The following is a 22,037-nucleotide window of genomic DNA, read 5'->3' as shown; positions in this document are numbered from 1 at the left end:
TAGAGCATAATATTATCCTTGTAGCTGGGATGAAACGAACTATCGATGCTTTGACGAAAGGCTCGAGTTCCATATTATTTTTCCAGCTGGATAGGTTTACATTACGATCAAGGAGTGACAGCTAATGGCAAGTTCCATGGGAAAAGCCTTCAAACAGACAGTCAAAGAAAATAAACCCTTACCCGTATTGGGTACCATAAATGCTTATTCTGCTATGCTCGCACAATCTGCTGGAGCTAAGGCAATATATCTTTCAGGAGCTGGCGTTGCAAATGCATCTTACGGCATACCTGACCTTGGCATGACCAATTTATCTCAGGTTCTTGAGGATGCACGTCGAATTACCGAAGCGTGTCCTTTACCACTGCTCGTCGATGTGGACACTGGATGGGGGCATGCGTTTAATATTGCCAGAACGGTAAAGCTCATGGAGAAAACAGGCGTCGCCGCCATTCACATTGAAGATCAAGTGTTGGCAAAACGATGTGGGCATAGACCCAATAAAGCCATTGTGTCTCTGAAAGAAATGGGTGATCGAATTAAATCAGCCGTTGATGCGCGCCAAGATCCTGATTTTGTAATTATGGCAAGAACTGATGCCTATGCTGTTGAGGGTATGAATGCGGCTATTGAACGAGCATTACTTTGTGTTGAATTAGGGGCTGATATGATATTTCCTGAGGCAATGACACGTTTAGAAGACTATCAAACTTTTACTCAGGCAGTTCCCGTACCCGTTTTGGCGAATATTACCGAGTTTGGGAAAACTCCTTTATTTAATCAAGAAGACCTTAAACAGGTAGGTGTATCATTAATTTTGTACCCCTTAAGTGCATTTAGAGCCATGTCACAAGCAGCGCTAAATACCTATCGTGCGATTCTTCTGGATGGAACGCAAAAGTCTATGCTCGATACAATGCAGACTCGAGAGGAACTATATGAAGTACTTGGTTATTATGAATACGAACAAAAACTAGACCAATTGATGGAGGAAGACAATGAGTGTTAAAAGCGGCGGTTTAGCCGGAGTTGTTGCAGGTCAATCAGCAATTTGTACAGTTGGACTAGCAGGGAAGGGTTTGAATTACAGAGGCTACTCAATTGATGATTTGGCAGAATATGCTACGTTTGAAGAGGTTGCCTATTTATTGTTTTATGGAAAACTACCTACTCAAAAGGAATTGGATGAGTATACAAAAAGACTGGTTAGTCTTAAAACATTGCCAGATACTTTAAAAACCGTACTTAAATTAATTCCTAAAAATACACATCCCATGGATGTTCTAAGAACCGCTTGTTCATTTTTGGGTACAATTGAACCAGAAAATAATTTTTCAGAACAATATGATATTGCAGATCGGCTGCTGGCTTTATTTCCAGGGATAATGTGCTACTGGTATGCATGGCATTTTCACAACAAAGAAATTTCTGGCTTAAGTGATGAGCAAACAATAGGTGCTCATTTTCTTGCTTTATTACATGGACATAAGCCAAGTAAAATCGAAGCTCAGATGATGAATGTTTCTTTGATTTTATATGCTGAGCATGAATTTAATGCCTCTACTTTTGCTGCACGGGTCACTGCAGCAACACTGGCTGATTTTTACTCCGCAATTACGAGCGCTATTGGTACATTACGCGGTCCTTTACACGGTGGGGCAAATGAAGCAGCAATGGAGCTTATAGGACGTTTTAATAGTCCAGATCAAGCTGAAACTGATCTCAAAAAAATGTTGCATGATAAAGCCCTTATAATGGGATTTGGACATCGAGTATATACCACCAGTGACCCACGTTCTGACATCATCAAAAAATGGTCATTCCGATTGGGTGAAGCTAAGGGCGATCTTCTTTTATACCACATCTCAGAACGCATTGAAGAAGTAATGTGGAATGAAAAGAAATTATTCCCTAATTTAGATTTTTATAGTGCTTCGGCATACCACTACTGCGGTATTCCTACATTCTTGTTCACACCCATTTTTGTTATGTCGCGTATCACAGGATGGGCAGCACATGTATTTGAGCAAAGAGCGAATAACAAGTTGATAAGACCTACATCTGAATATACTGGACCCGAACCCCAAAAATTTCCAGCTATTGAGACGAGAGGGTAGTTAATTAATACATGTAATTTGAATGTAGCCTGGGTGCTGTCAAACATAGCCCGGGAATGCTTTCTAATGAGAACATTATTAGATACAAGAGGTTATTATGCACAGTTATGTAGAAGATAACATTAAGCCTGATTACGATCAGGTTATGATTGATATTGCGGATTATGTGCTAAACAAGAAAATTGATAGCGCTTTGGCTTATGAGACAGCACGTTTATGTCTCATGGATACGTTGGGATGTGGTATTTTGGCGTTAAATTTTCCTGAATGTACCAAACTTTTGGGCCCAGTTGTTCCCGGTGCTACTCTTGTTGGAGGAGCACGTGTACCTGGTACAGGATATGAGCTAGACCCTATTCAGGCTGCATTCAATATCGGTGCTATGATACGCTGGCTGGATTTTAATGACACATGGCTTGCTGCAGAGTGGGGGCATCCTTCTGACAATTTAGGTGCTATTCTTGCAGTAGCAGATTATATGTGCCGGCAAAATTGTACTACGGGTAAAGCACCAATTTTAATGCAGGATGTGCTTACTGCCATGATTAAGGCGCATGAAATTCAAGGCTGTTTGGCTTTGGAAAACAGTTTCAACCGAGTTGGTCTGGATCATGTCTTTTTAGTTAAAGTTGCTAGTGCTGCTGTTGCTGCTCAGCTCTTTGGTGCAGATAGAGATATGATGTTAAGAACTTTATCTCAAGTTTTTGTCGATGGCCAAAGCCTCAGAACTTATAGACATGCTCCCAATGCTGGTTCAAGAAAATCATGGGCGGCAGGGGATGCTACGTCAAGAGCAGTACGGTTAGCATTAATTGCTAAAGCCGGAGAAATGGGTTATCCAAGTGCATTAAGCGTTCCTACCTGGGGATTCTATGATGTGCTTTTTGACAAAAAAATATTTAAGTTTCAACGTCCTTATGGCAGTTATGTTATGGAAAATGTTTTATTTAAGTTATCTTATCCTGCTGAATTTCATGCACAGACTGCTGTTGAGTGTGCTGTAATGCTGCATCCCATTGTGAAACATCGTTTTGATGATATTGCTCGAATTGATTTAGTAACCCATGAATCTGCAATTCGAATTATCAGTAAACAAGGTGCTTTGCACAATCCAGCTGATAGAGATCATTGTTTACAGTATATGGTTGCTATCGGTTTATTATTTGGTGATTTAAAGGCAGAACATTATGAAAATGACATCGCCGCAGATCCCAGGATAGATGCATTACGTGAAAAAATGCATGTTACTGAAAATGAACGTTTTTCTCGTGAGTACCACGATCCGGAAAAACGTTCGATTGCAAACAGTATCAAAATCATATTTAAAGATGGTACCGAAAGTGATTTGATTACTGTGGAATATCCAATTGGCCATAAACGCAGACGCGAGGAAGGAATTCCTGTTTTATTATCCAAATTTAAAAAGAACATAAGCACCCAATTTCATGCAGATCGTGTTGAACGAATTATGCAAGCAATGAGTGATACAAATGAACTTGCGGCAATGAAAGTGGATGATTTTATGCAGTTATGGGTTGTATCATAATTCTTTTCTATGGCCTCAATTCAACGTTATGGAACATTAGATTATTAATATCTAGAGTTCCATAACGTTAATTCAATTTACCATGAATCAATAAGTAGCACATTTGCGTATCCCGGTTATATGTATATAATTTAATCAGGTATCTACTAAGTAACCTGGGAGAAGTAATGAAATTACAAAAGACATGTCTCTCTGTGTTATCAGCCATATTGATGTTTGATTGTTCCATTTCTGCTGTACATGCTGATGTTGTACCTAATGAAAAAGTCGTCTCTGTCTATTTGCTTCTTGATACTCCTGAGCAGCTTCAGCGCTACGTTAACGATTTGCTTAAACTAAAAAAACCTAATTTCAACCGGGTAATCTTTTCATTTGTTAAGCCGACCTTGATCGATTATCAGCAGGGTAATTTAGCAGCAACAGGCATATTAGGTTACTTTACGGATCATGATGGCAAAGGTGCTCAGGCTTTTAATGCACTAAAATCTGCAATCAAATTATCTGAAGAGAAAAAGATTCAAACATTTCTGGCAGTAGGTGGTTGGAATTACAGTTGTAACTTCAATGAAGCACAAGAGGCTTGTGGCCCAGCACCTTCAGCTAAAAATCAAGTGCTCTATGATTGGTTTCCTGACCCAACAGACCCCGATCAGGCTGTAAAGGCAAAAACATCCTATGAAAATTTAGTAAAACTGGCAAATGACTTAGGTGTGGATGGTATTGATTTTGACTATGAGGAAGTTTGGCATGCAGACCAATATGCAGTTGCTTGGGGACCTAGTACAAGTGGTGAATGGTCAACTGATATTGCCCAAAGCATACTTAATGCTGGAGGTCCAACTTATAAAAATCTCATAAAGTATGGAATAAATTCTGGATCATCTTACGTGATGCCTAAAACAATTGATAAAGTCGATGCAATTTTGCATGCCATAATGAATAATCCCAATGCAAAATATCTTAAATTTACTACAGCATCACCACCCGTAGGGGCTCGTCCAATTACCGGTTTCGTATCTGGAGACAAATATCCGGACATCGATACAAAGGGAGGTCTTTGGTGGAAAGGAAACTTGAAGGGATTATGGTATGAGCTTACAAATAAGGATGAGGCAATCGTTTCACGCTTTGATAGCATGGGATTGATGACCTATGATCTATGTGGGGATAATCCGGTTGTGTGTGCGCCATATGCTAATGGGCCTTTAGATTTGCCTGGTCAAGTAAGTGCGTACATGAAAGATTATACCAATTGGCTTAAAGCAGAGCGCATCAGTAAACCCAGTTTAACAATTGATAGCATCGGAAAAGTAACTTTTTTACCAGCCAAATATCATATTAATGCCAAAATACAATTTGGTTTTCAAGTAAATCAACCCGCCTATCCTAAAAATATTAATGGGCAATTGCAGCTGACTAATCAATTGGTCGATAAAATTCTTGGACAACAGAGAGATAGTGGAGGTGTTATTATTTGGCAAATGTACTCCAGGAAAAATACTGCTGTATCAGATGCGACAACAGTAAAATATACTATCAATCAGAGTTGTAAGACCTTTTTAGCTAATGATAGTCGATATGATTGTAATGCAGATTTTCCTGGTTCTTCCGATTAACTTCTCACCTCGTGCGGTTGTTGTTCAATTTCCTGGGTTTTGCGTGCGCTCTACCCAGGATGCATTAAAATATGGATGAGGAAACGCAACCTACTCATATTTTACGTTGTAACCCTGATGCTGCAAGGATTTTGGTTGATATTTCCTCAATAGAATATTTTGTCGAATTAATATACGAAATCTTTTCCTTTTGATACATGGCTTCCACTTCCTTTACTTCCAAGCGACATTGTTCTGGGGAAGCATATTTACTGTTAGGTCTGCGTTCTGCCCTGATTTGTTGTAAACGCTGTGGATCAATGGTCAATCCGAACAGTTTATTTTTATAAGGCTTTAGTACCTCAGGTAATTTAAAACCAATAATATCTTCTTCAGTAAAAGGGTAATTTGCAGCCAAAATTCCATATTGAAGTGCCATGTACAAGCAACTAGGTGTTTTCCCACAACGCGAAACACCAATAAGAATAATATCTGCCTTGTCGTAGCCCCGAGTTTTTACGCCATCATCATGCGATAATGCAAAATCGATTGCTTCGAGTCGATGCAAATAGAGCTTACTGTTAACAACACCATGAGTTTTTCCGACTGTATAAGAAGATTTTTCATTAAGCTCCTCTTCCATGGGGCCAATAAAAGTATTAAACAAGTCAAATACGCGAGCATTTGCTTTTTTAAAATAATTTCTGACTTCTGGATCGATCAAAGTCGTAAACACAAGAGGTTTGATGCCTTGTTCCTCAAAGGCTTGATTAATCTGCGCAACAGCATGTTCCGCTTTTTTTAAAGAATCAACATAGGGAATAGTGAGTCGCTCAAATTTAGTATGTTCAAATTGGGTAATTAAGCTATGGCCTAAAGTTTCAGCAGTAATTCCTGTGCCATCGGAAATCATAAAAACATAACGCTTCATGTAATGCCCTATAATTAAAATATTATGTATATTCTATTTTAAAATGAATTGGTTAATATCACCAGCAAGTGTACTTATTTAAATCCATCTGCTATCTTAAATTAAGGAAAAGGCTATTTTAGGGGTGATATGGAACAAGATCGATTTAGTAGCAACAGCAAGCTCTATATCTTAGGCATGATTTGCTTAGTTTTTTGCTTGGGATTATTTTTCTTTAGTTTATATATATTACCCTTTCTTGCTTGGGGACTAAACTATAATGTTCCTGAAGTTATTATGACACTTTTGAGTTCTTTGCAAGATGATTATAACTATAGTGTTGGGTCTAGCAAGTTTATTGTTTGGTTAATATTTTTTGTACCTAGCCTAATTACTGGATTGATTTCTTATTTTGTATCTAATCATATTGATAATAATCTTTATAAGTCAGAATTAAACATTAAAGAAGAGCAAGAAAGTCCTCCTAGTAAACAAATTGGGAAGGAAATAAAAGAATCCGCTGGTTTTGGACTAAAGATTCTTGGTTTGATGATCTTGATTGTAATAGCGATTTTTTTATTACAATATTTGATCCAGATAACATCATAGTAAATGGCAGGAGAGTTTATGGCCTATTTAAAACGTTGGAAGATTAAAAGAATTACCAAGAAAATAAAAGCAATGCAGGCGAACCGGGTAAATAATCAACCCGGAGATGAAATGCTTAAAAAGGAAATTGCATACTATTTTGAATTGGCGGCTATTTACAATAAATTGAAACGAAATAAAAAATTTCCTTATGCATATTTAATGTACATGGAATGTTATAGAGCAGCCGCAATGCTTGATGATGCAGAAGCTAATTATCAATTAGGACAAATGGTTCTTGAGGAAGCCAAGTTCAGGCAAAATTTGGAAAAAGAAGGGGTTTTCAAAAGCGAATCGAATCTAAAAAAATGCAATCAGCTCTTTGAAGAGGCACATGCTTATTTATTGGCAGCAATAGCTCTAGGCCATATTGCAGCAAAACGTCTAAGAGGACTCAGTTTTATTAATGGCTGGGGATTGGACGCTGATAAAAAAACTGGGTTTGAGTTAATTGTTGCAAGTATTGAGGAAGAGGGTTCTTGGGATAAAGTACCTCAGATTTTTGCATCTATGGGATTAAACAAACCTGAATTTTTTTCGCAAATTATGCAGCGCAGAAAATCATCATAAATATTTAGTACCTATAAACCTACAGCCCAGGTGTTCAATAAAACAGCAACTCCTGGGCAATATATCGCATATTTATATTAAAGTTCTACGTAATGTAATAGAACGATTAGTTGGTATTAATATCGCTTTTAATGTAAAATTGTTAACCTCTCAGATTTGGGTTTATTCAAAAATAGCTCGCATCTCTATTGTTGATTTATGTCATTACATCAATACACAAAAAAAGTTCAACGTCCAATTACACCCAGTGAAAAACTGTATCTTGTTGGCGATGCAATGAACCACTCTTTTTCACTGCAGTTGGTACTTGAGATGAACTCGCAAGTGGATGTGTCATCTCTGAATAAGGCAATTGTTCAGGCGAGCTCAGCCAATCCATATGTTCATATGCGAGCAAAATTAAGATATATCAATTCAATTTGGTATAACGACCCAGAGAAATCAATAGATTCCGAGGCTTCTCAAGTTATAAAGATGGAATGGGATGGGAACAATATCCAAGGTCTATCATTGTTCCATGGACATAAGTTTGAACCGTCACATTCTGCGACACAAATTATCTATATCAAAGGAAAACGACATTTTTTGGTGTTCCGTGCCTTTCATGGAGTAATGGATGGTATGGGTTTATACCATTGGGTGAAGGAGATTTTTCGAGCGTGGAGAAAAAAGCCATTGATTGGTACAGATCTGACAATGACGGACTATGAATTTCTTATGCAAAAAAGGAAAATTGAATATCGTCCGAATTTTCCATTGAATTGCATTGCACCAACAGGTAACAACGGCTCTGCTCACACTCATTATTTATGGCATAAAGTAACGCTTTCTGGAAAAGTTAATGCGATAATCGCGAAGATTTGTCAAATATTATTAGAGAACAGTGCTGAGCTAGGTGCTGAAAAGGCTCGCTTTATGATTCCAGTAGATTTGCGTCATCATGTTGAAGCAAATACTACAGCAAATTTTTCAAATCCTATTTTTATTGAGGCAAAAAAGGGAGGGGACTGGTCGACCATTTATTGTGATATAGTCAAGCAACTTAGTTGTCAAAATGAACTGCATATTGGAACGTATGATGCTTATTTACATCATTTGCCTTTGTCCTTGTTAAAAGTCCTGCTTAACGCTTTAATTTACTATCAAAATAAAAAAAATCAGTACATGATGTCTGGAATTGTATCGAAACTATCGATTGATTTATCAGATCTTAATTTGGAACAGGACTGTAAAGCCATCGATGGATTTTTTTTGCCAATTAATGTTCCTATTGCGCCTATTGTTCTTATTGTGACGGAACATAACAGTGCAACAACCATTTGCTTCTCTGTCTCAAACGCGCATGCCACACTTGAAACATGTACCCATTTGGCCAATCAATTTAAAAAATTGGTTGGCGAGCCTGAGCTTGTTCCAGATAACAATTTACCTTATTGCGATACACTGTGGCCTGTATATAACAATACCTTGGTTGAATTTCCTCAAGAAAAAACAATTTTTACAAAAATATTGGAGAGCTCAATAGAACATTCTCATAAGCATGCTTTGATTTCAAAAGCACAAACTATAACTTACAAACAATTGAGTCATCGTGTTTTGGAAATTGCCAGTTTCTTTTCCGATATAGGTGTAGGATGTGGGGATAAAGTTGCTATTTATTTACCAAGAAATGAAGATATGATTTGTTCTATGCTCGCTTGCTGGTATTTAGGTGCAGCTTATATTCCAATTGATATAAAATCACCCATCGCTTGGGTTTTAGCGTTATTGGAAGATGCCCAACCTGCATTAGTGATTCATGAAGAGTTTGCTTTATTAAAACAGCATTATCCAGGATTAAGTACTCATATTCCATTACAAATTATTAGCTCCAAAACGCCGAGAAGCAATGGAAACTCGCTAACTCAGTTGGCTTATATTATTTACACATCAGGTTCCACGGGCACGCCTAAGGGCGTCATGATTAATCATGGTCAATTATTGAATTATTTGTCTTGGGCATTTAAGACATATCGGAATAATAATCAACCTTATCATACGGCATTATTTACAAGCATTGCCTTCGATTTAACAGTGACGTCACTTTTTTTACCATTACTGTCAGGCGGTAGTTTGATGTTAATCCCTGAGCCCATTAACACGGTAACATTAAAAGACATACTTACAAAGCAAACGATTAACTTTTTAAAGCTAACTCCATCCCATTTGCGAATGATAAGCCTTTTACCTATGAGCTTGGGGCATCAATTAACGTTGGTAGTTGGCGGCGAAGATTTGCCTTGTAAATTAGCTCAATCAATTGTTGAAAAGATACCTGCCGTTCGAATATTTAATGAATACGGGCCGACTGAAACTACTGTTGGCTGTATGGTTCATCAATTTGATGTAACAAAGGATCTTCACGGCAGTGTCCCCATTGGTATTCCCGCAGCAAATACACGCATCTATTGTTTGAACAGCGAACTTAAACCAGTCAGACTCGCAGAAGAGGGAGAAATTTATATTGCTGGTTGTAATGTTGGAGTTGGTTATTTAAACGAACCTCAGTTAACAAGTAAATATTTTATGGATGATCCTTTTTTTCCAGGAGAACGTATGTATCAAAGTGGTGATTTAGCGAAACATCGAGAAGATGGTTTGCTTGTTTACCTGAGGAGAAAAGATCAACAAACAAAAATTCGTGGTCATCGCATTGAATTGGCTGAAATTGAAAATGTTTTATTAGCAATTGAGGGTATCTCACAAGCCGTAGTAACGCTCATAAAACAGAAGTATTTTTTGGATGAAGAACATAATGAGTTAGCTGCATATGTAGTATCAGAGTCAAAAGGGCAAGAAATCAATTTGCGTGGTGAGTTATCTGCAGTTCTTCCTTCTTATATGATACCGAAATATTTTATTTATTTGACTGAGTTGCCTTTAACAATTAATGGAAAAGTTGATTACAAAAAACTACCAGACCCTGCTTCTGAATTGATTGATAAAAACATAGACGGTCATGATGATTTATTAGCGCAAATTCGCCAATTATTTGCTAACGTATTATCGTTACCTCTTGAAGTTATTGATAATCATGCTACTTTTGGCGACATGGGTGGAGATTCCATGCAAATGGCTTACATGATTAATGAACTGATTACCAAAATGATTTCTCCGCAGCATCATATTGTTTTTTCTAATGAATTAGAGCGGTTATTAGTTCGTGCAACGCCGTATAATTTTTATAAACATCTGTCAAAAATTATTTAAAAGAATATTATCGTACTAAGGAGAACTGAGGCAAAATATCTTTATCTTTTATATTAAATGCTGGATTTGCAAGGTAGATTAATTGGTTTAAAGGAAGTGATGTAAATGAAGATTTTAGTTACTGGAGGTAGGGCGCCGGCTACTATGGATATTATGCGCAGCCTCATTAATCAGGGATATGAGGTTTATGGTGCCGAGAGCATGCTTTATCCGCTCGCGCGATTTGTTAAAGGAGTAAAGAAGCATTTTGTTATTCCTAAGCCGAACCAAGACCTGACAGCTTTTTTAAAGGCAATTAAAGAAATAGTAATTCAACATAAAATAGATCTGATTATTCCTACATGTGAGGAGATTTTTCATATAAGCCAAGGCTATGAAGAATTATCAAAGCATACCAAGATATTTTGTGAATCTTTTGAACGACTGAATCAATTGCACGATAAATACGCATTTAACCACCTCGTTAGTGAATATGGTTTAACAGCACCCCAAAGCTGGTTAATTAATACAGATAAAGACAAGGAGCATCTCCCCAAGGATATAGGATTGGTACTAAAGCCGGTATTCTCTCGTTTTGGCTCGCGTACACTTATTAAACCGTCACCAAAAGTCATAGCAAATCTTACAATTAATGAGCCTTATATTGCTCAACACTTTATTCAAGGAAAAGAATACAGCACTTATACTATTGCTCATAAGGGTGAGGTATTAATTCAATCGTGCTATCACTCTAAATATCAAGCTGGCCGCTCTACAGGAATATACTTTGAACCCGCAGAAATTAAACCGATAACTGAGTTTATTAAGGTATTTTGCAAACGGTTTCAATTCAGTGGCCAAATTGCCTTTGATTTTATTTTGATGAACGACAAGGCATATGTTTTAGAGTGTAATCCGCGGGTAACCAGTGGACTTCATCTGCTTACTGATAAGATTGATTGGCATACCATTTTGAGTGGCCAAAGACAGTATGATATACCTAATATGCAACATATGCAGCCTTTCATGTTGGGGCAGGGAATGATGCTCCATTGTTTGAAATATATACTGAAAAATCCACGTCAATTCATTAAAGATTATCGAAGAGCACATGACATATTGAAACATAAAGCTTATCCATTGTTTAAGCTGAAGAGTATGCTGATGATGCTTAATGTACTTTGTAGAGCTATCAGAGTGCGGAAGGGATTTTATCCTGCTTCAACGTATGATATTGATTTTAATGGAATTGAAAATCTGTAAATAAATTTAATCTCCAATATTTGATATCAAAGGAGTAGTTAGTCGATGAAAATAGCAGTATGCAGTGATGAGCTCTATCCAGTCAATGAGTTCGTTGTGCGAGAACTTGAGCGTTTAGGGCATCAGGTTATCCCATTTGGTGCAATCAAATCACGTCAAAATGAATCGTGGATTCAAACTGCTCAAATTGCTGCTGAAGCGATTCGTCATGGTGAATGTGATGAGGGTATTTTCTTTTGTTGGACAGGTACAGGCATTTCTATTGTAGCGAATAAAATTCCGGGTATCAGAGCGGCGTTATGCACCGATGCCCAAACAGCAAAAGGTGCAAGAATATGGAACAGAGCTAATGTCTTGGCACTATCCAATCGGCTTCTAACCCAGGATTTAGCAAAAGAAATCTTGGACTCTTGGTTTAATACCAAAACTGATGAAGACGATAAGCAAATCATTAAGGAAATTGAAGCAATAGAGCGAAAACATTACTAGAACTGTTGACATTTCATTTAATTCCGCCTATTTCGCCCGCTTTATGCGGGGCTCTATACAGAGACATACTAAAATGTACCTATTAATACGGCCTCTATTGGATTCCGCGCATTAACTGGGGAGATAGGCGAATAAAGTAATTATCAACAGAGCCTAGTTTATTTATCACTAGGAACGTATAGTGCAATCGCTACCTAATCAGAGAGAATATCTAAACGTAATTAGCTGATAGTAAAATATTTTTAAGAAGTATTTGTAATATATCGAATTATTAAAACTTGTATAATGAACTACTTTCTGGCTAAATTGGAGTATCACCTTTCACATAGGTTTTTATGTTAAAACGGGATATTTCAACGGCTAATATTCTCATTGCCTCTGCTGGCGGAATGATTGGATCCGGGTGGTTGTTCAGCCCGTTTATTAGTGCCCAAATGGCGGGAAGTAATTCATTAATTTCATGGATTATTGCTGCTGTTTTTATGATCTTTATTGCTCTGCCGCTATGTGAACTTGGTACAATGTTTCCGATCTCCGGAGGGATGTCTAATTATCCTACTTTTACCCATGGGAAGGAAGTTGGGTTTTTATTTGCGTGGACATCATGGCTGTCTTATGTTGTGATGACTCCCATAGAAATACAGGCAATTCTGCAGTATTCAAGTCATTTTTTTCCAATATTAATTGTGAAAAATTCAACAGCATTCACACTTTCTGGGTACGGCTATGTTGTAGCAATGGTGATCATGCTCTTTGTCGTGATATTGAACTCTTATGGAATTAAATTGCTTGTTGAGTGTAATAAATATGCAAGTATCATTAAATTTATATTACCAAGTATTGCAATCGTTTCCTTGCTTCATGTTGCACCAACGCTGGATAACGTCAAAATTAATTTGTCAGATAAAGAAAGTTGGGTAAATATTTTTACGGCACTTTCAGCTGGAGGTATTGCTTTTGCCTTTACTGGATTTCAAAATGGCTTGGTATTAGCAGGAGAGGTAAAAAATCCACAACGAAATATACCCCTTGCTATTTTAGGTGCTGTACTGATTGGATTTATTTTGTATTTCATGCTGGAACTAAGTTTTATCGCTGCAGTGCCACAAAAATATTTAACACAGGGTTGGCAAGCTCTGAGTTATCCAGGAGATAGCGGACCTTTAGTGGGCTTAACTTTGCTTTTAGGTTTAGGGGTTGTAGCCACTTTGCTGATGATAGATGCTGCTTTTTCTCCCTTTGGAACAACCTTGGTTTATACAGCTGCAACTTCACGAATTGTATATGGAATGGCATTAAATGATCATTTACCCAAAATCTTTTTAAAGGTAAATCGTCATAAAATCCCCTATGTGACTCTTTATGCAAATTTATTAGTTGGAATGTTTTCATTTCTCCCATTTCCAGGATGGCAGAAGTTAGTCGCTTTTCTTTCTTCTGCAAGTATTCTTTCTTACAGTATTGGTCCAATATGCCTTTTGGCAATGCGTAAATTACAGCCATTATCACCGAGACCCTTTAGGCTCGCAGGAGCACTGTTTTGTTCGCATATTGCATTTTATTTTTGTAATTTAATGCTTTATTGGTGCGGATTTTCGATCATATGGAAGTTGGATATTGCTTTACTCGTTGGTATTTTTATTTATTGTATCTATCATCGCAGAAACTCCTGGGATAATGGTTCACTTTTATACTGGTTCTTATCTTACATGGTTGCCATATTTGTTGTTTCCTATTTAGGTGCTTTTGGTGGCATAGGTATTCTAAAGTTTCCTTTTGATCTCTTGAGTCTATTACCCATAAGTATCGTGATTCTGTACTTATCTCAAAGATTGCTATGTCCAACACGACATAAGCATGTTGTTTCTATAGTAGAAGAGTCAAATGCTGTAATAAAGAATGAAATTCTTACATAAAGACTCTTCAATGATATGATTGCACTTTATTTTATTTTCCCAGGTTTATTTTATGGCAGCGGAGTTTCTTGGACAGGGGATAGGAAAACTCCTGCTGATAAATTTATAGATGATGTATCTCATAGTGGGTATAACACTTGGGTTAAAGGAGATACAGATGCTAAAAGTTATGAATCGATGCTAATTGATGCATGTAGGAACCTATGGATGAGCCTCATTTATTAAAACTACTTCATTGGTTGGATAAAACGCAGCATCCATATATTTCCATATCAAACTAAATATACTTTTAAAAGCGTAGACCAAAATACTTGGATTAGGGGTTGCACTTCGGCTCTGAATCGGTAAAGCTATACTTCATGGATCTTATTAGGGTAAATGCCGTGCGCTATTCTAATTATTTATGTTTCTTTGCCGCTTTTTTCTTCAATCAAATAGGAAATTCTCAAACGCTTTCAGAGAAAATAGATGGGATTATTGCACAAAAATTGCCACATGCAACCGTTGGTATTCTCATTAAAGAGGCGGAAACTGGCCAGGTAGTTTACAGCAGGAATGCGGATAAATTACTTTCTCCAGCTAGTGGCATGAAGTTATTTACCGCTGCAGCAGCCCTATACCAATTAAAACCCGATTATCGTTTTATAACAACGCTTTCTCGCAAAAATCAAGATTACTATGTTCAATTTACAGGGTCACCTTCGTTTACTGCAGATAATTTAACTTCATTAATGATGAACTTGAAAAAGAATAATATAAGCTCCATAAAAGGAAATATAATAATTGACAGTTCACAATATCAAACTCCAAATTATCCAAGTGGAACTTCTTATGACGATTTAGGGTGGTATTACGCTGCTCCAGATACAGCAGCAATATTGAATGAAAATAAAGTGCCTTATGAACTCATCAGTGCGAAAGAACTAGGTAAACCCACCGAAATTAAACCGAAAACACTACTTAAAGCACTGACGGTTGTTAATGAAGTAGTAACAGTAAGTAAAGAAGAGGGGAAAGATCATTGCAGTTTGAATCTTGAAATCAAACCCAATAATACCATTCGCTTATATGGATGTATGATTCAGGAGAAAAATCCAAAATTAATAGAGCTTGCTATCCCTGATCCTTTGTTATTAGTAAAGCAAGTGATCCAAAAAGCGTTTAATAAAAACAGTATTGCGCTGAAAGGTAAAATTATTAACGGAACATCTCCTGGTGATACGGATTTTATTGCGAGTTATCAATCAAAAGCGCTGAGTAAGCTGATTACTCATATGTTACAACAATCGGACAACCTCTATGCAAACAGCCTTACCAAAAAGCTTGGTTATTCGCTAACTGGAAAAGGAACCCATAAAGAAGGTGCTTATGCAATTAAAAAAATATTATCGGAACACACTCATCTGGATATGTCGCAGGTGGATATCGTTGATGGTGAGGGAACTCGTTATAATTTAGTGACCCCAGAGCAAATGGTAGTCTTGCTTAGCGATCTCTATCATGATCAAGCGATGAAAGATATTTTCTTCAAAGCACTACCTCAATCCGGTGTTTCAGGAACGTTAAAGGACAGAATGAAGAAAACCATGCTTGAGAAAAAAGTTTATGCCAAGACTGGTTCAATGCATGATATATCTTCATTGTCAGGTTTTATTATTAATCCACATGAGAAAACATTCATTTTTTCTATTATTATCAATGGAGTGAATAAACCTTTAAATAAAGCGAAGTCTCTTGAAGAAAAAATTTTGTTAGCTATAGATGAATACAGTTTAGAGGAGAGTCCTTCCTAATAGCTTACTCTTTAAGTTCTTGCTTTAAATTACGTTTCTGTATCGATAGAGGCATCTAATTCTATCTATAAGTTTTTCTTTGGCTTATACTATTTTTTATAGCTAAGGAAAAGAATATGGATGGAAAAGTATACTATAGGACTGTAACGTACTTAATTGGGGGAGTTTGTTCCCTCATGGGGCTTTTGGATTTATTTGCTTGGTATTTCAATCCTCATTTATCAGTAAATCTCCCTGGATATATCTTCATGAGACCAGGTACAGCCTTGGGTTTTATTTTATCAGGGCTATCTTTAATTTGTTTAAATAAAAAATTATTGCAAACCAGCCGAATTCTTAGTTGTTTTCTTTTATTATCTTCTGGACTTGTTTTATATGAGCACATTATAAATGTTAATCTGGGTATAGATGTATTTTTCATTAAAATTTTTGTATTGGACCCTACTCAATATCCAGGCTCTGCGGCACCTGGTGTTGCTTTGAGTTTTATAATTACTGCCCTTTGTTTTTTAATTGTTTCATTTAATTTTTCCACTAATTGGCTTTGGCTGAGTTTATTCGGTGTATTCTTCATTTTAAGTTTGGGATTTATCGCCGCGGCTGATCATTTTATTGATTTCACAACACGTTTTGGTGTTGGACGATGGATGAAAATTTCAATTTCCACTGCTGTTGGTCTAATCCTTTTAAGCCTGGGAATAATTTCTTACATTAATTCAAAAAATATAAAACACTCTCGCATATCTCTTCCATTAATAACCGTTTTTGTCATTTTAAACATCACTATTTTAGGATGGCAGTTCACTAAAAAAAACCAAGAAAATTCATTAAATATGTTATTAGAGTTAAAAGTTGAAAATGTAGAAGATGTGATTGAGTCCCATTTGCAAGAGCTCACGTCCTATTTTTCCAGGATCGCTCAACGCTGGCTAAGTAATCAAACAACATCTGAAAGCGAATGGCATACGGATGTAATGCACTATATTCATGATCAACCAGGTTTTCGCGCAATTGAATGGGTAGACAATAAATATAATGTACGCTGGATTACCCCTGAGGAGGGTAATGAACAGATAAAACGATATAATCTATACAATGATATCAGTCGACGTAAAGAATTATTAAAAAGTTTGGAAAAAAATGAACTGCAAATGAGTTCTCAGTTTGAACTTGACGGGCAAGAAAAGATATTCTTATTGTTAAGTCCATTGCATAAAGACAATCATTTTCAAGGATTTATGGTTGGTATTCTTGATATAGAAACTTTTTTAGAAGAAATTTTAAAGAAAATGGATATTCAAGGATATAATTTAAGTATCTATGACTCCTCAGGGCTTTTATATACTAATGCTCGAGATAATAAATTTTATTCGAGTTGGCAACATACTATTATTCTTCCTACATATGGTCAAACTTGGAAAATAAGCCTTTGGCCTTCTATTGAACTTTATGAACAGGTTATTACCTCTTTTTTCCCTGCCATGATCTTAATAATCGGAGTAATCATGGCTGTACTCTCTGGATTTTTGATTTATACCCTCCAGGTTATAAGAGCGAACTCTGAAAAGTTAAAGCGAGCACAAGTAGAATTAGCAAATGCTCGTGAACGCTTGCAAGGAATTATTGAGGGCAGTAATGATTTAGTTGCTGCAATTGATTTGAACTACAATTTTATTGCTTTTAATACAATGTATAAATGTGAAATTTATCGTATTTTCAAAATTGATTTAGAAATTGGTATGAATTTCAGTGTACTTTTACAGAAAATGAGCGCCGAGAATCAAACAAAATCGATGTCGCTTTGGAAAAAAGCAATTAAAGGTTCCGCATTTACTGTGATTGAGTCATTTAAAGACAAACGATATGACGGATTGGACTTTGAAATACATTATAATCCGATTCATGATTCAGATGGTAATCTTATTGGTGCAAGTCATTTTGCAATTAATGTCCATCAGCGTATCCAAAATGAACGAAAACTCGAGGAATCTAAAATAGAGCTTGAAAATCTCGTCAAAAGTCTTGAAATGCAAAATAAAGAACTGGAGTTATTGAAAGAATTAATGAGTTTATTGCAATCCAGTCTTTCCATGGACGATGCGATTGAGATAATAAAAAATTACAGTAAACGTATCCTATCTGGTACATCTGGAATTGTTTATCTTATTTCATCAGATAATTTGAACGTGATTAGTAGAGTTTTAAGCTGGGGTGAGCCCGTTTCCAATTTATTTCTTTTTACTTCTAAGGATTGTTTGTCTTTATTACGACACCAATCCTATTATATTTCAGATACAATTGAAGGGTTATTGTGTAATCATATTAAAAAAGCTGGGAAAAAGCCTAAAAGCTATGCCTGCTTTCCTTTATTAGCCCAAAATGAAATGTTAGGTTTGTTTTATGTGGAGTTTGGCGTAAATACAGACAATCAACGATTAATTGCTTTGGCACAAATTATTTCCGAGCAGTCTGCACTGAGTCTTTACAATATTAAACTTCATGATGTCTTGAAAACCCAATCTACTCAAGATAGCTTAACAGGTATTTATAATCGACGTTTTTTTGAAGAATACTTGCAAAAAGAAATTTTAAAATCGAAAGATTGTCCGTTCACATTTGCTCTATTATTAATTGATATTGATTATTTTAAAAAAGTAAATGATACCTATGGTCACTTGATTGGCGACCAGGTTCTTTTTGAATTTGCTACAAAAATAAGGCAAATATGTCGAGAGGATGACTTGGTATGTCGTTGGGGCGGTGAGGAATTTATGATTTATTTACGAACCAGTAATTTGGAACATGCCAAAACAAAGGCGGAAGCACTACGTGAGTCGATCGAGAAACTTACAATTGAAATCAATAAGGAAGAACCTATTTCTGTTACCATATCAATCGGTATCGCTTTTTATCCTTATGATGGTAAAAGAGTCGATGATTTAATATCAAAAGCAGATGAAGCACTGTATCAGGCAAAAAAAATGGGTCGTAACAAAGTAGTAGCTAGCTCCAGTGTGAATCAAAATAGAAATCACTAAATACTAGATGGGCTGGTCTCTTCTTAAATTCTGTTCTTTCTGAAGTTTTAAAATGGGCCTCAATTTGGACAATATTATTTGTTTGAAAATTTGCCTGTTAGTTTATTGATACCTTTGATGATTATAAATGAACGAATACCAAATATAAATGCAGCTGGACAATGATAATCGAATTATCTTTAATAAATCACATCTCATTAAAAGTAAAAAAGGGATTCAATCAAAACTGGAACTTTCTATGAAACGGGTCAAGTATATTTATCTTGTCATTATTAATAAAAACCAGATAATCGAGCATTATTTATATAGGTAAAGCGATGAATACTGAGAAACTATTTTCTTATGGCACTTTGCGCTATGAAGCAGTGCAAATGAGTAATTTTGGACGAAAATTGCAGGGGGCCGTAGATAGTCTGCCAGGATTTGGTATGTCCAAAGTAAAGATTAAAGACCCCTGTGTAATTGCTATGAGTGGTGAGCAAGAGCATCCCATCATTACGTATACTGGAAGGGCCGCAGATAATGTTGAAGGCATGGTATTTGATGTGAGTACCGAAGAGTTAGAAAAGGCAGATTCATATGAGGTAGCAGACTATAAACGAGTCAAGGTGAAGTTGGCTTCAGGTGTATTCGCTTGGGTCTATGTTCATGTTGAGAGTATTGAATAATCATCTGATTTTAATTCATTAATTTAGCGATCAAAAAGTTTATTAATCAATCTACAGAGGAGGTTGAAGTAAAGCAGATTAATATGCGTTAATACAAAATGAACTAAAAGAACTTATTATTTGAAGCCACATACCCAGTGAATTATCTGATTATGACCATGAGAAATTTAGACTAGCTTTAGTCTAGGTCAAGTTTAATATGAATTCGAACACAGTGTCTAAACAATAGCCATTCACCAATATAATTAAAAAATGAATCATTAAGTTTATTAAACTTAATGATTCATTGCATACTTAATGAACCGTATGATGTTCATCTTTCACCCATCGCATCAAAAATGCACCAATTATTTGATATAAAGGTAAAATAGCTAATGCAATATGATAACTAAATAGTGAAAAATCATGAGAAGTACCTGCGTTACTAAAAGTATCAAGCAGCTTACCTATTGCTGGCTCAGTAATTGCATCCAAAAAAGCATCACTGGCATTGATTAAAGAACTTACTGTACCCGCCAGATATAACGGATTTGATTCTTTTCCAATTACAAATACTATTGGAAATGCTCCTAAACTAAAACCGAAAAGAAAAAGCAATACACTCAGTAGCCAAATTGGCATAGGATGAGCGAAGATTATCAAACTAATCGATAAAGCAGAAACCAAAGTACTGTAAAAAATAAATGCGCAGCGATTTTTTATTCGATTAATAAATAAAGCAAATAAGGGACATGCAATCGCTAATCCTACAAATACTAATGAAATGAGCGAGGGGGCAACCAATTTATCTAAATGATATGCTTTTTGCAAAAAAGGATTTCCCCATAAACCACAAAAAATAACGATGGGAGAAAATGCTAAACCACTATATCCAGTTAACAACCAGTTTTGTTTGTTTTTTACAATTAATAAAATATCTTGCCATAAATGTGGATTTTTAGTTGCATGCTGAGTATCTGATTGTGATGTTTCAATGGAAACGGATGGTTTATCTTTAACAATAAATAAGAACAAGAAAGCCAAGATTATTCCCATCCAGGCTACATCAACTAAACTGGCTCTCCATCCTATTTGGCTAACCAGCCATGCCAGTGGCATTTGTCCAAAAATTGCACCGATCATGGCGGCAGTAACAAGTAGTGAGGTCAGTAAAGCATAATATTTTTTGGGAAACCATACTGCTGCCAATTTGAAATAAGCAATGGACGCAAAGGAAACACCTACACCCGTTAAAGAACGCCCCAAAATAGCGGTATTTAATTCCTGGGCCTGAGAAAAAATATAAATACCAAAAGCACAACAAAAAATGGCTCCCGTAGTCACCCATCTCGTGCCGTAATGGTCGAGGATAATCCCTACAAATAGAGGTACGATAAGATAGGTCCAGAAGTACACTCCTGATAAAACCCCAAGACCTAAACCTTGGAGGTGAAATGTATCCATCAACTGTTGAGGCATTACACTTGGAAAGTTTTGGAGAATGTACTTATAAAATAAAAATGCTGCACATAAGCTAATGATAAAAATAGCGCGACTGGTGATTGTTTTTTGTTTTTGCGATGCTTTTGCATCTAGTGCGGTTTCCAAGGTTGATCTCCTCAAAATAGTTAAAGTCGTATCGCCTGATTATTTGGCCTTTCCCTAGAGAGGCCGAATAATCAAAAACGCAACTCTAGGGTGAGGAGAGAAAGACCACGACCACCACAGAAACGACAGAAACAATAGCACCCATCAACCCTACAGAGCTGTTTAAAGTTAAGTGATGTTGGAAGCCATTGTTCATATATAAAACAGAGTGCGGAATAAATTGGTAATTGTATCATGTTAACAATTAGTATTAGATATTGTCAAATAGATTATCGAAAGATTTAATATTTGGGTCTGAATAGTTCTTTGATCTCTGTTGAGCTGGGGAAATAAGCTAAATCACTCAGAATTTACCAAATTTGGATGTATTATCTCTAGGGGCTGTTGAGCATTGCTTGATTAGCCTACTCCTCGCGCATAAAGCGCGGGGAGTAGGTGGGATTAAATGAAATGTCAATAGAGCCTAGTATTTTAGAAACATTTATTTTTTCGGATATTTCAAACTCGAATCTAATTCGGGTACAGGAAGATCCGGTATCAGTTTCTTAACTCTATGGAGCCAACCAAGTCGTGCATCTGGAGCCATAATTTCCCCTGGTCTCACTTCGCTTATTAGTTGTTTTAATTCACGTTTGCGTTCTGGCTTAACTACTGCCTCAAGTGCATTTC

17 protein-coding genes are annotated in these 22,037 nt (G+C 36.3%); 14 read left to right on the top strand and 3 right to left on the bottom strand.

Annotated features, from left to right (window positions below; genetic code table 11):
- Window positions 1–124 precede the first annotated feature (124 nt).
- From prpB to DGG96_RS12435, 4 genes are all read left to right on the top strand, one after another.
- Window positions 125–1,009: a methylisocitrate lyase gene (prpB, locus tag DGG96_RS12450; protein ID WP_110142989.1), complete on the top strand. Its 885-nt coding sequence runs from the start codon at window positions 125–127 to the stop codon at window positions 1,007–1,009.
- Window positions 999–2,117, top strand: a complete 1,119-nt coding sequence (gene prpC / locus DGG96_RS12445; protein WP_110142988.1) for a bifunctional 2-methylcitrate synthase/citrate synthase — start codon at window positions 999–1,001, stop codon at window positions 2,115–2,117. The genes prpB and prpC overlap by 11 nt, the downstream gene beginning before the upstream one ends.
- 97 nt (window positions 2,118–2,214) lie before the next feature.
- A complete protein-coding gene (locus DGG96_RS12440; RefSeq protein ID WP_110142987.1) occupies window positions 2,215–3,663 on the top strand; it encodes a bifunctional 2-methylcitrate dehydratase/aconitate hydratase in 1,449 nt (482 codons plus the stop codon).
- A 167-nt stretch (window positions 3,664–3,830) separates the two neighbouring features.
- On the top strand, window positions 3,831–5,279 hold the full coding sequence (locus DGG96_RS12435) for a glycoside hydrolase family 18 protein (RefSeq protein WP_110142986.1): 1,449 nt from the start codon (window positions 3,831–3,833) through the stop codon (window positions 5,277–5,279).
- 94 nt (window positions 5,280–5,373) lie between these two features.
- Here DGG96_RS12435 and ppsR read toward each other — a convergent pair whose 3' ends face one another.
- Window positions 5,374–6,189, bottom strand: coding sequence for a posphoenolpyruvate synthetase regulatory kinase/phosphorylase PpsR (ppsR, locus tag DGG96_RS12430; protein ID WP_110142985.1), 816 nt, complete (start codon window positions 6,187–6,189; stop codon window positions 5,374–5,376).
- Between the two features lie 129 nt (window positions 6,190–6,318).
- On the opposite strand from ppsR, the gene DGG96_RS12425 reads away from it, so the two are divergent.
- From DGG96_RS12425 to DGG96_RS12380, 10 genes are all read left to right on the top strand, one after another.
- A complete protein-coding gene (locus DGG96_RS12425; RefSeq protein ID WP_110142984.1) occupies window positions 6,319–6,777 on the top strand; it encodes a hypothetical protein in 459 nt (152 codons plus the stop codon).
- An 18-nt stretch (window positions 6,778–6,795) separates the two neighbouring features.
- Window positions 6,796–7,386 (top strand): SEL1-like repeat protein, encoded by a 591-nt coding sequence (locus tag DGG96_RS12420; protein ID WP_110142983.1) that lies wholly within the window; start codon window positions 6,796–6,798, stop codon window positions 7,384–7,386.
- 198 nt (window positions 7,387–7,584) lie between these two features.
- Window positions 7,585–10,635 (top strand): amino acid adenylation domain-containing protein, encoded by a 3,051-nt coding sequence (locus DGG96_RS12415; RefSeq protein WP_110142982.1) that lies wholly within the window; start codon window positions 7,585–7,587, stop codon window positions 10,633–10,635.
- 105 nt (window positions 10,636–10,740) lie between these two features.
- Window positions 10,741–11,877 carry an ATP-grasp domain-containing protein gene (locus DGG96_RS12410; protein WP_110142981.1) on the top strand — a complete coding sequence of 379 codons (1,137 nt, stop codon included), beginning with the start codon at window positions 10,741–10,743 and terminating at the stop codon, window positions 11,875–11,877.
- A 45-nt stretch (window positions 11,878–11,922) separates the two neighbouring features.
- Complete coding sequence (locus tag DGG96_RS12405) at window positions 11,923–12,366, top strand: RpiB/LacA/LacB family sugar-phosphate isomerase (protein ID WP_110142980.1); 444 nt, start codon at window positions 11,923–11,925, stop codon at window positions 12,364–12,366.
- 335 nt (window positions 12,367–12,701) lie between these two features.
- Window positions 12,702–14,282: an APC family permease gene (locus DGG96_RS12400; RefSeq protein WP_110142979.1), complete on the top strand. Its 1,581-nt coding sequence runs from the start codon at window positions 12,702–12,704 to the stop codon at window positions 14,280–14,282.
- Window positions 14,283–14,297: 15 nt separating this feature from the next.
- Window positions 14,298–14,507 (top strand): hypothetical protein, encoded by a 210-nt coding sequence (locus DGG96_RS12395; protein ID WP_110142978.1) that lies wholly within the window; start codon window positions 14,298–14,300, stop codon window positions 14,505–14,507.
- Between the two features lie 134 nt (window positions 14,508–14,641).
- On the top strand, window positions 14,642–16,075 hold the full coding sequence (dacB, locus tag DGG96_RS12390; protein ID WP_240610452.1) for a D-alanyl-D-alanine carboxypeptidase/D-alanyl-D-alanine endopeptidase: 1,434 nt from the start codon (window positions 14,642–14,644) through the stop codon (window positions 16,073–16,075).
- A 116-nt stretch (window positions 16,076–16,191) separates the two neighbouring features.
- A complete protein-coding gene (locus DGG96_RS12385) occupies window positions 16,192–19,113 on the top strand; it encodes a sensor domain-containing diguanylate cyclase (protein WP_110142977.1) in 2,922 nt (973 codons plus the stop codon).
- A gap of 317 nt (window positions 19,114–19,430) precedes the next feature.
- Window positions 19,431–19,781, top strand: a complete 351-nt coding sequence (locus DGG96_RS12380) for a gamma-glutamylcyclotransferase family protein (protein ID WP_110142976.1) — start codon at window positions 19,431–19,433, stop codon at window positions 19,779–19,781.
- A 294-nt stretch (window positions 19,782–20,075) separates the two neighbouring features.
- Here the strand turns inward: DGG96_RS12380 and DGG96_RS12375 are convergent, their stop codons facing one another.
- Together DGG96_RS12375 and DGG96_RS20870 are read right to left on the bottom strand one after the other, a co-directional pair.
- Window positions 20,076–21,368, bottom strand: a complete 1,293-nt coding sequence (locus DGG96_RS12375; RefSeq protein ID WP_110142975.1) for an MFS transporter — start codon at window positions 21,366–21,368, stop codon at window positions 20,076–20,078.
- A gap of 481 nt (window positions 21,369–21,849) precedes the next feature.
- The coding region (locus DGG96_RS20870; protein WP_165831609.1) for a hypothetical protein at window positions 21,850–22,037 on the bottom strand (188 nt) is incomplete at its 5' end.

It is taken from the genome of Legionella qingyii, from assembly GCF_003184185.1.
Note: the sequence above shows the minus strand (reverse complement) of the source record. Positions and strands in the feature narration are given on the sequence as shown.

Excerpts from the sequence above, each read along its gene's own strand:
- prpB (WP_110142989.1), top strand. The coding sequence starts at position 125 with ATGGCAAGTTCCATGGGAAAAGCCTTCAAACAGACAGTCAAAGAAAAT.
- prpC (WP_110142988.1), top strand. The coding sequence starts at position 999 with ATGAGTGTTAAAAGCGGCGGTTTAGCCGGAGTTGTTGCAGGTCAATCA.
- DGG96_RS12440 (WP_110142987.1), top strand. The coding sequence starts at position 2,215 with ATGCACAGTTATGTAGAAGATAACATTAAGCCTGATTACGATCAGGTT.
- DGG96_RS12435 (WP_110142986.1), top strand. The coding sequence starts at position 3,831 with ATGAAATTACAAAAGACATGTCTCTCTGTGTTATCAGCCATATTGATG.
- ppsR (WP_110142985.1), bottom strand. The coding sequence starts at position 6,189 with ATGAAGCGTTATGTTTTTATGATTTCCGATGGCACAGGAATTACTGCT.
- DGG96_RS12425 (WP_110142984.1), top strand. The coding sequence starts at position 6,319 with ATGGAACAAGATCGATTTAGTAGCAACAGCAAGCTCTATATCTTAGGC.
- DGG96_RS12420 (WP_110142983.1), top strand. The coding sequence starts at position 6,796 with ATGGCCTATTTAAAACGTTGGAAGATTAAAAGAATTACCAAGAAAATA.
- DGG96_RS12415 (WP_110142982.1), top strand. The coding sequence starts at position 7,585 with ATGTCATTACATCAATACACAAAAAAAGTTCAACGTCCAATTACACCC.
- DGG96_RS12410 (WP_110142981.1), top strand. The coding sequence starts at position 10,741 with ATGAAGATTTTAGTTACTGGAGGTAGGGCGCCGGCTACTATGGATATT.
- DGG96_RS12405 (WP_110142980.1), top strand. The coding sequence starts at position 11,923 with ATGAAAATAGCAGTATGCAGTGATGAGCTCTATCCAGTCAATGAGTTC.
- DGG96_RS12400 (WP_110142979.1), top strand. The coding sequence starts at position 12,702 with ATGTTAAAACGGGATATTTCAACGGCTAATATTCTCATTGCCTCTGCT.
- DGG96_RS12395 (WP_110142978.1), top strand. The coding sequence starts at position 14,298 with ATGATTGCACTTTATTTTATTTTCCCAGGTTTATTTTATGGCAGCGGA.
- dacB (WP_240610452.1), top strand. The coding sequence starts at position 14,642 with ATGGATCTTATTAGGGTAAATGCCGTGCGCTATTCTAATTATTTATGT.
- DGG96_RS12385 (WP_110142977.1), top strand. The coding sequence starts at position 16,192 with ATGGATGGAAAAGTATACTATAGGACTGTAACGTACTTAATTGGGGGA.
- DGG96_RS12380 (WP_110142976.1), top strand. The coding sequence starts at position 19,431 with ATGAATACTGAGAAACTATTTTCTTATGGCACTTTGCGCTATGAAGCA.